Raw genomic sequence first — 13,533 nt, forward strand, 5'->3', positions numbered from 1 at the left:
AAAAGTTACTTGTTCTTCTTCTTGGAGCGCTTCTTGCCCACGGGTTGCACGCGCTGACCGCGGTTGGCGCGCTCACGCATGGCTTCTTGTTCCGCCTCGTGCTGTTCCTTGGTCTTGCCGACCGGGGGAAGACCCTTAGCGGCGCGGCGCTCGTTGAGCTCGCGCTCCGCCTGCGAACCGGGGGTGGGGTTGTTGCGGATAACCCAGTACTGCTGGCCGACCGACCAGAAGTTCGAGATGGTCCAGTAGATGAGCACACCGATCGGGAAGTTGATACCGGAGATCAAGAAGATGATCGGGAAAAGGTAGAGCATGATCTGCTGCTGGCGGTAGATCGGCGACTCTTTGGCCGCGTCCGACATGTTCTTCGCACCGAGCTGCTTCTGCGAGTAGAACATGGACGCCGACATCAGGATCACCAGCAGGGCGGCCACGGCCACGGTCATGGCGTGGTTGCCGTCGCCGGGCTTGAGCATGGTGGAGAACAGCGGCACCTGGTTAAAGATGTAGGAGCTGTTGAACTGCTTGACCAGCTCGGGGGTGAGCACGAGAATGCCCTCACCTCTACCGGCTGCGTTCGGCACGTTGCGGAGCACATCGAACAGGCCGAAAAAGATCGGCATCTGCACGAGGATCGGCAGGCAGGAGGCCAGCGGGTTAGCGCCGGTGCGGCGGTAGAGCTCCATCTGCTCCTGTGCCATGGCCTGGCGGGAAAGCTGATCTTTCTTACCCTTGTACTTGGCCTGCAGCTTGGCCATTTCCGGCTGCAGTTCCTGCATGCCGCGCATGGATTTGATCTGCTTGACGAAGAGCGGGATGGTGACGGTTCGCATCACCAGGGTCAGGCCGATGATGGCCAGCACCCAGGTCAGGCCCGAGGCCGGATCCATGCCGAGGGCGGTGAAGACGGAGTGGAAGGCCCAGAGAATCGCCGAGACGATCCACTTGAAGGGCCAGAGAATGACATCCATAGAGTTCTCCTTGGCTTGCGAGAAGCGCGTTTATCGTGGGGCGTGCGGAGGGTTTAGGAGTGCACGCGCGGATGGTTCAATAACAAAATCTTGGGTTCGGATCCCGGTGCGAACGTCCGGGGGCCGGGTGGGACGTCGTCGATCCCGCCGGTTGCCCACGGATGGCACCGTAGCAGGCGGCGCACCGTGAGGGAGAGCCCCTTGATGGCGCCGTGCACGGTGAAGGCCTCGAGGGCGTAGGCGGAACAGCTGGGAAAATACCGGCAGACCTGCCCATAGAGCGGGGAGATGAGCGCGCGGTAGACCTTCATGAAGGCGATCAGCGCGTTCTGTGGGAGCGTCCAGATCGCCTCGCCAACGGTGCTGGGATGCAGAAATTCGTGGGGCGCCCGCGCCAACAATTCGTCGTTGGGATCCGGCTGATGTGAGGAGTGTGCGCCCATAGGGTTACGACTCCTCTCGCGGGGTCTGGGGTTCGGCAGCCTCGGGGCTATCTGCTACTGCCGATGAAGATGTTTGCGGTGCAAGTTTAGCAAGAACCGCCCGCTCTGCGGACTCATAGTCTTTGCGTAACTGGGCGAAACTCGCGCCGGCGGAGGCGGGAAGGGCGCGCACCACGAACGAGTACCCTTCAGGACGCTGGGCGACGGTTGCCGCCGCGATCTCGCGCAGGCGTCGCTTGGTTTTGTTGCGGGTCACCGCGTTACCCACCGCCTTGGAGACGATGAAGCCGACCAGGGTGGGGCGCGGAGGTGTTTTGACCGCATATAGAACTAAGTTCCGGCGTCCTGAGCGGACACCGGAACGTGTAGTTTCTGAGAATTGGACGTGAGTCCGCATCCGGTGCTGTTGAGCCAGCACATGCACTCCTTTCGGATTCGGCCGCTCACTGCGGAGCGAGCCGAGAAGGGAAGGAGATTATTTATGCCGAGAGGGAAGCGCGGCGCTTGGAACGGCGGTTCGAGAGAATCGCGCGACCGGCACGGGTGCGCATACGAAGACGGAAGCCGTGCTTCTTGGCGCGACGGCGGTTATTCGGCTGAAAGGTCCGCTTGCTCATGTGTTACTCCAAAACGTTTGGTTGTGGGGCGCAACCCTTCACCAATGTTTAGAAACAGGTTGACGCTTGATCTATGGACTGTGGACGCTCGATTTCCGCTTCTTGCCCGGCATGGCGGGCGTGGAAGGGTGCACGGGTGCGCACACATACGACTAAAAAACTCTATGGGCTTAAGCGGCGCGGGTCAAGCGCGAACCCGGTGGGTGTTTGGTCACAACCGGTGCACAAGTACTTGTGCACCACTGTGGATTTTGTTAAATGTCCCCTGAATATCGACAGTTTATCCACAGGTGGTAGGTTTAACTCATCAACAGCTTGAAATTACAAGAATTACAAGGGTTGTAGGGGTGTGTGCGATTTAAACTCCACACGCCTCCCCCACGATTTCCCCCGCTTAAATCACAAGTTTTCCACGCTGTGTATAAACCTTGTGGATAAGCTGGGGTTAACCGGCTCAGACCGGCTAAAATCTTAAACTCATTTGCCACCAACCCCTCGAGGAGCATCATGGGAGAGTCCCTCAACGAAGAAATCATGGTTCGCTGGAACCACATGATGTCTCTGCTACGCAACAGTGTCAGCCCTCGCTGGGGTGGTTTCGTCAGCCTCGCCGAACCGCAAGCACATATGGGCAATGTTCTGCTGATCGCGGTGCCCAACGAGAAAACTCGCGAGGTCTTCCAGACCACTATTAATGCCCAGCTCAAAGAAGCGCTGGGGGCGGCTTTCGGTGAGGGCACCTCCGAGGCGATCGTGATCGATACCGGTCTGGCTACGTCGGCACCCAAGCACACCCCGGCGTCCACTCCCCCGGCCCCTGCGGTCGAAGAGCGCCCCCGCGAAGAGTCCGGCAACGGGCCGTTTGCCGCAGACAAACCGGTGCTACCCGAGGCAACCGCACCGCATTCGCTGGCCTCGCAGGTTCCCGATGCCACCCGGCAGGAACGCCCCCGCACCGAGGACGAATCCGAGGGTGGTTCACAGGGCGAAAGCTCCGTGCCCTCGTTGCGCGATCTCGAGGCGGAACTAGGCCAGTCCAGTCCCACCTTCGCGCAGGATCCCGCCCTCACTCCCGAACCCGGAGCGGACGGCTCAGCCCCCGCCGCGCAGTCGAACCAGGCGTCCGCCCACCACGCCACCGCGGCAGAAAACGGCGAGCCTATGTGGGAATCTTCGGCGCGGTTGAACCCGAAATATACCTTCGATACCTTCGTGATCGGGCAGTCGAACCGCTTCGCGCACGCGGCGGCTTTCGCCGTCTCCGAGACCCCAGCCAGCGCTTACAACCCGCTGTTTATCTATGGAGACTCGGGGTTGGGCAAGACCCACCTCTTGCACGCGATCGGACACTACGCCCAGCACCTTTACCCCGGGATCCGCGTGCGCTACGTGAATTCCGAGGAGTTCACCAACGACTTCATCAACTCGATCCGCGACGACGAAGGCTCCTCGTTCAAGCAGATCTACCGCAACGTGGACATGCTGCTGATCGACGACATCCAGTTCTTGGCGGGTAAGGAGCACACGCAGGAGGAGTTCTTCCATACCTTCAACGCCCTGCACAATCACCAAAAGCAGGTGGTCATCACCTCCGATATGCCGCCGAAGCTGCTGACCGGTTTCGCGGAGCGGATGCGTTCGCGCTTCGAGTGGGGCTTGATTACCGACGTGCAGCCGCCGGAACTGGAAACCCGCATCGCGATTCTGCGGAAGAAGGCGCAGAACGAGTCGCTCGAGGTTCCCGATGACGTCATGGAGTACATCGCCTCGCACATCACCACCAATATTCGCGAGTTGGAGGGCGCACTGATTCGCGTCAACGCCTTCGCCTCGTTGAACAAGCAGAAGGTCGATCGGCCGTTGGCGGAGCAGGTGCTCAAGGACCTCATCATGGACGACGGCGCCCAGGAGATCACGGCCGCGCAGGTGTTGGCGGCCACCGCCGAGTATTACGACGTGACGATCGAAGACCTACAGTCAAAGTCACGCAATAGGACGCTGGTGGCAGCGCGTCAGATCGCCATGTACCTGCTGCGCGAGCTGACAGATATGTCGCTACCGCGTATCGGTCAGGAGTTCGGCGGTCGCGACCACACCACGGTGATTCACGCCGATCGTAAGATCCGCAAGCTGATGAGCGAGCGTCACCAGGTGTTTAACCAGGTCACGGAGCTCACGAACCGGATCAAGCAGGAGCAGCGGACTCAAAAATAGGGCCGAAACGGGCCTGTGGATAACCTGTGCTGTGGATATCTTAAAGTGTGGATGTTAAGTGCATAGTTATGCGAATGGTGTGGAGATCGTTATGCGCATAAATATTCATCCACTTAAGCCTCACAGCATCGCCTGTCGTTGACCACATTTTTTCAACAGGCAAGATCCTTGCAAATACTGGGAAGTAGCGGGATTTCCACACGATCCACACGCGTTATTAACACTACTCCCTTTAAAAGAAAAAAGACCAAATAACATTTTCCCTGCCCCGCTCGGCTCGGATGGATGTTCGGGGAGCTGTAATTACAAATTTTCTCCCTCGCCCATGGCCGATACGAGAAGATTTTGGTAATTACAAAAGTGATCGGCTCTCTCTGGGCTATCCGGTAGAGTTAGAGGCTGAGTACTGCCCACCGTCGCGCGCACATTTAACGCGTGGGCACCCCAAGCTTTCTCACGAGGAGTCCCGGTGAAATTCACTATCGATCGCGAAGCACTCACTGACGCAGTCAGCTGGACTGCCCGCTCACTCTCACCGCGCCCTCCGGTACCCGTTCTCTCGGGTCTGCTGATTAAGGCAGAAGCCGGCGAAGTAACCATCGCCAGCTTCGACTACGAGACCTCAGCTAAGTTGCACGTCTCAGCCGATATCTCCGAAGAAGGAACCACCCTCGTCTCCGGTCGACTCTTGGCAGAGATCTGCCGTTCACTGCCGAAGCAAGCCGACGTCGTCGTAGAAACCAACGACTCCAAGCTGCACCTGAACTGCGGAGCCGCCAACTTCAACCTCTCCACGATGCCCGTGGGCGACTACCCCGACCTTCCGGGTCTGCCTGCGGTCTCCGGAACCGTCGAAGGTTCAGAGTTCGCCCGTGCCGTCACGCAGGTGGCGGTGGCGGCGTCCAAGGACGACACCCTCCCGATCCTCACCGGTGTGCGAATGGAAATCGAGGGCGACACCATTACCCTGCTCGCCACCGACCGCTACCGCCTGGCCATGCGCGAGCTGAAGTGGAACCCCACCGAGGCCGACATCTCAACCGCCGCCCTCGTGAAGGCAAAGACCATCACCGAAGTTGCCAAGACCCTCGGTGGCGCCGGTCAGCTAGACATCGCGCTCTCCGATGCTCACGAACTGATAGGTTTCGAATCAGAGAATCGCCGCACCACCTCCCTGCTGGTGGACGGTGAATACCCGAAGATCCGCGCGCTCTTCCCCGAATCCACTCCGATTCACGCGATCGTCCGCACCTCCGATCTGCTCGAGGCCGTCCGCCGCGTCTCGTTGGTGGCAGAACGTAACACCCCCGTGCGTCTGGCCTTCACCCAGGGGCAGGTCACTCTCGATGCGGGCACCGGTGAGGACGCCCAGGCGTCCGAAACCCTGCACGCGCAGCTAGAAGGCGACGACATCACGGTTGCCTTCAACCCCGTATACCTCTCCGAGGGGTTGAACACCTTCGGCACCGAGTTCGTACGGTTCTCCTTCACCACTCCCCCGAAGCCCGCGGTGATCTCCGGGCAGAAGGATCCGATGGAGGAAGACTCCAAGGACTACCGTTACCTGCTTATGCCGGTTCGCCTGCCGAATCAGTAACCTCGCAGTAATCCCCGTGGGCACTTTGCTGCACGGGGTATGCCGAGGGGAAAGGTCCGCGTGTACATCGACCATCTCTCGTTGATGGACTTCCGCACCTACCAGCTGCTGAACCTTCCGCTGAACCCGGGGCCCACGGTTTTTCTCGGCTCCAATGGCGTTGGCAAGACCAACATCGTGGAGGCCATCGATTACACGGCCAACCTCGGTTCACATCGGGTGAGCAATGACGCCCCGCTGGTGCGTGTGGGGGCCTCGCGTGCCTTCATCCGCACCCGGGTGGTACGTCACACGCAACAGACCATTACCGAGTTCGAAATTGCGCCGGGTAAAAGCAACCGAGTTCGCATTAACCGTGCGGCCCCGGTGCGTGCCCGCGAGGCGCTGGGTATCGTCGCCACCGTGGTGTTTTCTCCCGAAGATCTGCAACTCATCAAAGGTGAGCCGGCCTATCGGCGCCGCTTTCTCGATGATTTAGCGGTCTCGTTGCGACCCGCCGTGGCCGGGTACCGGGCCGATTATGAACGGGTTCTGCGGCAACGGAATTCGTTGTTGAAGTCGATGCGTCGCGGCCGGGCCGGTGAAGACGAGCTCAATACTTTGCGGGTCTGGAACGATCAGCTGGCGAACGCTGGCGCGCACCTCATGCAGGCTCGCCTGCGTGTTCTAGCCAGGGTCTTGCCACAGATTCAACGAGCCTATGGCGAGCTGACGGACGGTTCTAAAGACGTCTCGATGGTGTACGAGTCGACGATCTTTCCCGATATCACCGCGCAGGTGTTAGATAAGGCAGCGCTCATGGAACACCGGGATTTCGTGGCTGCCATGCAGGCCGGTTTTGAGGCGAAACAAGACGAGGAGATCGATCGCGGTGTGACCTTGGTGGGTCCCCATCGCGACGAGATCGTGTGGCATCTGGGCGGGATCCCAGCCCGCGGGTTCGCTTCCCACGGCGAGACCTGGTCCCTGGCTCTGGCGTTGCGGTTGGGCTCGTGGTACGTGCACGTCAGCGAAGATGACTCGCCCGGTGCCTCCCCGATCTTGATCCTCGACGATGTCTTCGCCGAATTGGACGCCACGCGACGGCACAGACTCGGGGCCATCGTGGCAGACGCCGAGCAGGTGTTGGTGACCTGTGCGGTGGCCACGGATATCCCCGAGGAGCTGGGAAAGCCTGCGATGGTGCGAGTCAGCCCCGGTCACACCGAGTATGCGGAATAAGGAATATATTCATGCAGGAATATGATCCCCACCGCGACGAAGACGTGATCGACGCCCCGGCTGCGTTGCTCAACCGACTCCGTCTGGCCGCTGCCCAACGCGGTGAAGGGCGGCTGACCGGAAACGCCGCGAAGAAGATCCTGCGCGGTTTCAGCTCAGAAATGACGCGCGCCCGCGGTGAGAAGCGCACCCGCCGCACCTACGACGGCGCCTATGACACCCGCGTCCTCGGCGGGTACACCGGCCCTGGACGTTCGGCGCGAGACCCGCACTCGCTGGGCGGCATCGTCGACTCGATGATCGCCCACCGTGGCTGGAAAGAACCTGTGGCCGTCTCCTCGGTCTTGGCTCGCTGGGAGGACCTCATGGGTCCCGGCCTGGCCCAGCACGCCCACCCGGAGGGGTACGAAGACTCGACGGTGACCATCCGCTGCGACAGCACCGCCTGGGCCACCCAGATCAAGCTCATGCGCGGGGAGATCCTGGCGATGTTCGCGCGCGAGCTCGGTGACGGGGTGGTCACGCAGCTGGTGGTGCGTGGGCCGAACGCCCCCAGCTGGAAGCGCGGCAAGCTGCGCGCCCCCGGTGGACGCGGCCCGCGGGACACCTATGGATAAATTTCGGCTCTGCCGGGGTGAAGGCGGGTTCCGAGGGAACCCACAGCCGGGGGTGCTGAACCGCTAAAAACCACCTTCTCGGGCCTTTGGTGCATGGTTGGGCTGTGATAACCCGTGCGCAGAACGCATAATCAGTGGGTTTTGTGGCCCGAATCGCGGTAGAATTGGGGATAACTATGAAACGCGCCCGCTAGGGGCGTTTTGATCCTCATCTCAAGGAGCCTAATTAACTGTGGCAACTGAAGAAACACCCCACGAATATGGTGCCTCCGACATTACGGTGCTCGAAGGGCTCGAAGCCGTTCGCAAGCGTCCGGGCATGTATATCGGTTCGACCACCGAACGCGGTCTGCACCACCTGGTCTATGAGGTAGTCGATAACTCGGTCGACGAAGCCCTGGCCGGTTACGCAGACCATATCGAGGTGACCATCCTTGAAGACGGCGCCGTCCGTGTGAGCGATAACGGACGCGGCATCCCTGTCGACGAGCACCCCACCGAGCACAAGCCCACCGTCGAGGTCGTCATGACCATCCTGCACGCCGGTGGTAAGTTCGGCGGTGGCGGATACGCGGTGTCTGGCGGTCTGCACGGTGTGGGTATCTCCGTGGTCAACGCGCTCTCCACCAAGGTGGAGACTCAGGTGCGTCGTCAGGGGTACGCCTGGGATATCTCCTTTGCCAACGGCGGTGTGACTCAGCAGCCGCTGACCAAGGGTGAGGCTACCGACGAAACCGGAACCACCCAGACCTTCTGGCCCGATCCGGAGATCTTCGAGACCGTCGAGTTCGATTTTGAGACCCTGCGCGCCCGTTTCCAGCAGATGGCGTTCCTCAACAAGGGGCTGACCATCTCGCTGACCGACGAGCGCGAGATGCACGAAGGTGATCAGGTTGCTGGTGAGGATTCCGAGGCGAAGAAGTCGACGATCAACCAGGTCGGTGCTAACGAGGCCGGCTTCAAGACCGTCACCTACGTCTACGAAAACGGCCTGCTGGACTATGTGAAGTTCTTGAACACCTCGAAGAAGCTCGACGTGGTCAACGACGAGATCATCGCGTTCGAGGCCGAAGATACCGAGCGCGTGATGAGCCTCGAGGTCGCGATGCAGTGGACTTCCGCCTACAAAGAGTCGGTGCATACCTACGCGAACACCATCAACACCCATGAGGGCGGCACCCACGAAGAGGGCTTCCGCACCGCGCTGACTTCGCTGGTCAACCGCTATGCGCGCGAGAACAAGTTGCTGCGGGAGAAAGACGACAACCTCACCGGTGAGGACGTCCGCGAGGGCCTCACCGCGGTGGTTTCGGTCAAGCTCGGTGAGCCGCAGTTCGAAGGTCAGACCAAGACCAAGCTCGGTAACTCCGAGGCGAAGGCGTTCGTGCAGCGCATCATGACCGATCAGCTGGGCGATTGGCTCGAGCGTAATCCCCAGGTGGCGAAGGAAATCGTGCGCCGCGCGATCACCGCGGCCTCGGCTCGTATCGCCGCTCGCAAGGCGCGCGAGACCACTCGACGCAAGGGGCTCCTGGAGACCGGTTCGATGCCGGGTAAGCTCAAGGACTGCTCGTCGAAGGATCCCTCGATCTCCGAGATCTACCTGGTGGAGGGTGACTCCGCGGGTGGTTCGGCCGTGCAGGGCCGCGACCCGAAGACCCAGGCGATCCTGCCGCTACGCGGAAAGATCCTCAATGTGGAGCGCGCTCGCCTCGACCGTGCCCTGTCGAACGCCGAGATTCAGGCGATGATCACCGCCTTCGGTTCGGGTATTGGGGACGACTTCGATATCGAGAAGGCTCGCTACCACAAGGTCGTTTTGATGGCCGATGCGGACGTCGACGGTCAGCACATCACTACCCTTCTGTTGACGCTGCTCTTCCGCTTCATGCGCCCGCTGATCGAGGCCGGTTACGTGTACTTGGCTCAGCCGCCGCTGTACCGCCTCAAGTGGTCGAACGCGCCGCACGACTACGTCTACTCCGACGCCGAGCGCGACGAGGTCTTGGCTCGCGGTCTGGCGAACAACCAGCGCATCCCGAAGGACAACGGCATTCAGCGTTACAAGGGTCTGGGCGAGATGGACTACACCGAGCTGTGGGACACCACCATGAACCCGGAGACCCGCACCCTGCTGCAGGTCACCATGGACGACGCTGCCGCCGCCGACCAGGTCTTCTCCGTACTTATGGGTGAGGACGTCGAGTCCCGCCGTGAATTCATCCAGCAGAACGCTAAAGACATTCGATTCCTTGATATTTAGGGGTTTACCCCATGACTCATGCGCTATATAGCGCTCAATGCATATATATCAAGGGTGAAGAAAGAAACGGAATCCTCTTATGAGCGATGAGCAACAGAATGAAGCAGATCAGCCCGTACCGGGCGAGGTTGTCGGTAGCGCGCTGGAATCTGCGGTGGCGCCCGGTGGCCGCGTCAACCGCGTAGACCTGCGCTCCGAGATGGAGCGCTCCTACCTGGACTACGCGATGGCCGTCATCATCGGTCGTGCCTTGCCAGACGTCCGTGACGGCCTCAAGCCCGTGCACCGCCGCGTCATCTACGCCATGTACGACGGCGGCTACCGCCCCGACCGCTCTTTCAACAAGTGCGCTCGCGTGGTGGGCGAGGTCATGGGTCAGTACCACCCGCACGGCGACTCGGCCATCTACGACACTCTGGTGCGCCTGATCCAGAAGTGGACCATGCGCTACCCGCTGGCGCTGGGTCAGGGTAACTTCGGTTCTCCCGGTAACGACGGTGCCGCTGCCCCGCGTTACACCGAGACCAAGATGGCGCCGATTGCGCTGGAAATGGTGCGCGACATCCACGAAGACACCGTGGACTTCCAAGACAACTACGACGGCAAGAACCAAGAGCCGACCGTCCTGCCCTCGCGCATCCCCAACCTGCTGATCAACGGCTCCTCGGGTATCGCCGTGGGTATGGCCACCAACATCCCGCCGCACAACCTGCGCGAGGTCGCCGACGGCGTCGAGTGGTTCCTGAAGAACCCCGGCGCCACCGACGAGGAGCTCCTCGAGGCGCTCATGCAGCGCATCAAGGGCCCCGACTTCCCCACCGGTGCAACCATCCTCGGCCACAAGGGCATTGAGGACGCCTATCGCACCGGCCGCGGGTCGATCACCATGCGCGCGGTGGTCAACGTGGAGGAAATCCAGGGTCGCACCTGCCTGGTGGTCACCGAACTCCCCTACCAGGCCAACCCCGACAACCTGGCGATCAAGATCGCCGAGCTGGTCAAGGACGGCAAGCTCTCGGGTATCGCGGATCTGCGCGACGAAACCTCGGGCCGTACCGGTCAGCGCCTGGTGATCGTGCTCAAGCGCGATGCAGTGGCGAAGGTGGTGCTGAATAACCTCTACAAGCACACCCAGCTGCAAGAGAACTTCTCGGCGAATATGCTGGCGATCGTGGACGGTGTTCCGCGCACGCTCTCGCTGGATGCGTTCATCCGTCACTGGGTCAATCACCAGATGGAAGTCATCGTCCGGCGCACCCGTTACCGCCTGCGTCAGGCGGAGGCCGAGGCGCACATCCTGCGCGGTTTGCTCAAGGCTCTGGATGCCCTCGACGAGGTCATCGCCCTTATCCGCCGCTCTCCCACGGTGGACGAGGCACGCACAGGGTTGATGGACCTGCTGGATATCGACGAGGAGCAGGCACAGGCCATCCTCAACATGCAGCTGCGCCGTCTGGCCGCCTTGGAGCGTCAGAAGATCCAGGATCGCCACGACGAGCTGATGCGTCTGATCGCCGAGTACAACGAGATCATCGCTTCGGAGGATCGTCAGCGCGAGATCATCTCGGAGGAGCTGGGCGACATCGTCAACCGCTACGGAGACGATCGCCGCACCAAGATCCTGATGGGTTACGACGGCGACATGTCGATGGAAGACCTGATCCCCGAAGAGGAAATGGTCGTGACCATCACGCGCGGTGGCTACGTCAAGCGCACCCGTAGCGATCAGTACCGTTCGCAGCACCGCGGTGGCAAGGGCATTAAGGGTGCCTCGCTCCGTGGCGACGACGTGGTTGAGCAGTTCTTCGTGACCACCACCCACAACTGGATTTTGTTCTTCACCAACCTGGGCCGGGTCTACCGCACCAAGGCATACGAGTTGATGGAGGCCGGTCGCGACGCCAAGGGCCAGCACGTAGCGAACCTGTTGGCGTTCCAGCCCGACGAGACCATCGCCAAGGTGATGGAGCTGAAGTCGTACGAAGACGCTCCCTACCTGGTGTTGGCTACGAAGAACGGCCTGGTCAAGAAGTCGAAGCTGTCTGACTACGACACCAACCGCACCTCCGGTGTGATCGCGATCAACCTGCGCGACGGTGACGAGCTAGTCTCGGCGCGTTTGGCTTCGGCCGAGGATGACCTCATGCTGATCTCGCGCAAGGGCCAGTCCCTGCGTTTCACGGCCTCCGACGAGGCGCTGCGTCCGATGGGCCGCGCGACCTCCGGCGTGACTGGTATGAAGTTCCGCGAAGACGACGAACTGCTCTCGATGAACGTTGTGACCGACGATTCCTACGTGTTCGTGGTGACCGAGGGTGGCTACGCCAAGCGCACCAAGGTCGAGGAATACCGCGTGCAGGGACGTGGCGGCCTGGGTATCAAGGTTGCTAAGCTCGCCGAGGACCGCGGCAACCTGGTCGGTGGCCTCATCGTAGAAGAGGACGACGAGGTGCTGGTCGTCATGCAGTCCGGTAAGGTGGTGCGGACGTCCGTGGGTGAGGTCCCCGCCAAGGGACGCGACACCATGGGCGTGATCTTCGCCAAGCCGGCGAAGAACGACCAGATCGTCGGGGTCGCCCGCAACCAAGACCGAGACCTAGAAAAGGGCTTGGAAGAGGGCGCGACCTCCGCTGGCGCGACGGATGAAAAAGAGGTCGCACAAGACCAACAAGCGGCGGAAAATGAAGTACCGTTAGAAAATGGTCAGGATCAGCAGGAGATCGCAACGGAAGACTCCACTGACCAGAATGCACACGGAGGTAACTAGTGAGCAGAACCGGCACTAACGCACGCAAGCCGAGCCCGCGTGTGGCACCGCGCCCCGGAACCACGCGTGGTAACAAGCCGCTCGTGCGTCCGGCACCGCGCTCGAAAGTGCGTCGCGCGCGCTTGGTGGTGGCGAAGGTCGATACCTTCTCGGTCGCCAAGCTGATCTTCCTGCTTTCGGTTGCTGCGGGCATCGTGTTCGTGGTGGCTTCTGTGGTGCTGTGGCTGGTCATGCAGGCCACGGGCGCTTTCCAGGGAATCAACGACATGCTGACGATGCTGGGTACCACCGGTAACCAGATCGATATCTCGGAGTTCCTCTCGCTGGGTCAGGTGGCGCTCTACACGACGATCATCTCGGTGATCAACGTGGTGCTCTTTACCCTGTTGGGCGTGATCTGCGCGATGCTGTACAACGTGGCCGCGAAGCTCGTGGGTGGCATTGGCGTGACGTTGACCGACGACTAAAAGATACTTTTCCGCCCCTCGTTGCGGGGCCGGATAAGACTGTGACGCGGATTACCGCATTCCGATTTGGAAAGATCGGTGGTCTCGTGTAGAGTTTTATCTCGGCCCTGAGGGGTCGGTGAGGGCGTATAGCTCAGACGGTTAGAGCGCTACACTGATAATGTAGAGGTCCCAGGTTCAATTCCTGGTACGCCCACTTCCTGATTGAAGGAGTTTCATGAAGAAGGTTTTCGTGGTTGTTATAGCTACGGCGGCAAGCTTCGTTGCGGCTCGTAAGATTCAGGAGAACCAAGAGTCGAAGAACTCTTGGAGCGAGTCGACAGACTCGATCTAGAATTCAATAGAGAGTTCGCCGA

Annotated in this window: 12 protein-coding genes and 1 tRNA gene; 9 read left to right on the forward strand and 4 right to left on the reverse strand. The window is 60.7% G+C overall.

Annotated elements, in window-relative coordinates:
* Positions 1-5: 5 nt before the first annotated feature.
* The 4 genes from yidC to rpmH all read right to left on the reverse strand — a co-directional run bounded on the left by yidC (position 6) and on the right by rpmH (position 2,031).
* Positions 6-971, reverse strand: a complete 966-nt coding sequence (gene yidC / locus VVR12_RS10370; protein WP_368551202.1) for a membrane protein insertase YidC — start codon at positions 969-971, stop codon at positions 6-8.
* A 53-nt stretch (positions 972-1,024) separates the two neighbouring features.
* A complete protein-coding gene (gene yidD, locus VVR12_RS10375) occupies positions 1,025-1,414 on the reverse strand; it encodes a membrane protein insertion efficiency factor YidD (RefSeq protein ID WP_368551204.1) in 390 nt (129 codons plus the stop codon).
* A gap of 4 nt (positions 1,415-1,418) precedes the next feature.
* On the reverse strand, positions 1,419-1,832 hold the full coding sequence (rnpA, locus tag VVR12_RS10380; RefSeq protein ID WP_368551205.1) for a ribonuclease P protein component: 414 nt from the start codon (positions 1,830-1,832) through the stop codon (positions 1,419-1,421).
* 61 nt (positions 1,833-1,893) lie between these two features.
* Positions 1,894-2,031 (reverse strand): 50S ribosomal protein L34, encoded by a 138-nt coding sequence (rpmH, locus tag VVR12_RS10385; protein WP_083147179.1) that lies wholly within the window; start codon positions 2,029-2,031, stop codon positions 1,894-1,896.
* A gap of 507 nt (positions 2,032-2,538) precedes the next feature.
* Between rpmH and dnaA the strand changes: the two genes are divergently transcribed.
* The 9 genes from dnaA (at position 2,539) to VVR12_RS10430 (ending at position 13,511) form a co-directional block, all read left to right on the forward strand.
* Entirely contained in the window at positions 2,539-4,245 is a 1,707-nt protein-coding gene (gene dnaA / locus VVR12_RS10390; protein ID WP_368551207.1) for a chromosomal replication initiator protein DnaA, read from the forward strand.
* Between the two features lie 469 nt (positions 4,246-4,714).
* Positions 4,715-5,842 (forward strand): DNA polymerase III subunit beta, encoded by a 1,128-nt coding sequence (dnaN, locus tag VVR12_RS10395; RefSeq protein WP_368551208.1) that lies wholly within the window; start codon positions 4,715-4,717, stop codon positions 5,840-5,842.
* Between the two features lie 60 nt (positions 5,843-5,902).
* Positions 5,903-7,063 carry a DNA replication/repair protein RecF gene (gene recF, locus VVR12_RS10400; RefSeq protein WP_368551210.1) on the forward strand — a complete coding sequence of 387 codons (1,161 nt, stop codon included), beginning with the start codon at positions 5,903-5,905 and terminating at the stop codon, positions 7,061-7,063.
* Positions 7,064-7,074: 11 nt separating this feature from the next.
* The gene (locus VVR12_RS10405; protein ID WP_368551212.1) at positions 7,075-7,680 is read left to right on the forward strand and encodes a DUF721 domain-containing protein; all 606 of its coding nucleotides are present in this window, start codon (positions 7,075-7,077) and stop codon (positions 7,678-7,680) included.
* A gap of 232 nt (positions 7,681-7,912) precedes the next feature.
* Positions 7,913-9,943, forward strand: coding sequence for a DNA topoisomerase (ATP-hydrolyzing) subunit B (gyrB, locus tag VVR12_RS10410; protein WP_368551213.1), 2,031 nt, complete (start codon positions 7,913-7,915; stop codon positions 9,941-9,943).
* 79 nt (positions 9,944-10,022) lie between these two features.
* Complete coding sequence (gyrA, locus tag VVR12_RS10415; RefSeq protein ID WP_368551215.1) at positions 10,023-12,710, forward strand: DNA gyrase subunit A; 2,688 nt, start codon at positions 10,023-10,025, stop codon at positions 12,708-12,710.
* Positions 12,710-13,177: a DUF3566 domain-containing protein gene (locus VVR12_RS10420; RefSeq protein WP_409349904.1), complete on the forward strand. Its 468-nt coding sequence runs from the start codon at positions 12,710-12,712 to the stop codon at positions 13,175-13,177. Before gyrA ends, VVR12_RS10420 begins: the two co-directional genes overlap by 1 nt.
* Positions 13,178-13,299: 122 nt before the next feature.
* A tRNA-Ile gene (locus VVR12_RS10425) sits at positions 13,300-13,373 on the forward strand.
* A 21-nt stretch (positions 13,374-13,394) separates the two neighbouring features.
* A complete protein-coding gene (locus VVR12_RS10430; protein WP_368551217.1) occupies positions 13,395-13,511 on the forward strand; it encodes a DLW-39 family protein in 117 nt (38 codons plus the stop codon).
* Positions 13,512-13,533 lie beyond the last annotated feature (22 nt).

The sequence above is a fragment of the Rothia sp. LK2588 genome, assembly GCF_040946465.1.
Lineage (GTDB): Bacteria > Actinomycetota > Actinomycetes > Actinomycetales > Micrococcaceae > Rothia.

Coding starts and splice junctions, on each gene's coding strand:
- yidC (WP_368551202.1), bottom strand. CDS start 971: ATGGATGTCATTCTCTGGCCCTTCAAGTGGATCGTCTCGGCGATTCTC.
- dnaA (WP_368551207.1), top strand. CDS start 2,539: ATGGGAGAGTCCCTCAACGAAGAAATCATGGTTCGCTGGAACCACATG.
- yidD (WP_368551204.1), bottom strand. CDS start 1,414: ATGGGCGCACACTCCTCACATCAGCCGGATCCCAACGACGAATTGTTG.
- gyrA (WP_368551215.1), top strand. CDS start 10,023: ATGAGCGATGAGCAACAGAATGAAGCAGATCAGCCCGTACCGGGCGAG.
- VVR12_RS10430 (WP_368551217.1), top strand. CDS start 13,395: ATGAAGAAGGTTTTCGTGGTTGTTATAGCTACGGCGGCAAGCTTCGTT.
- VVR12_RS10405 (WP_368551212.1), top strand. CDS start 7,075: ATGCAGGAATATGATCCCCACCGCGACGAAGACGTGATCGACGCCCCG.
- rpmH (WP_083147179.1), bottom strand. CDS start 2,031: ATGAGCAAGCGGACCTTTCAGCCGAATAACCGCCGTCGCGCCAAGAAG.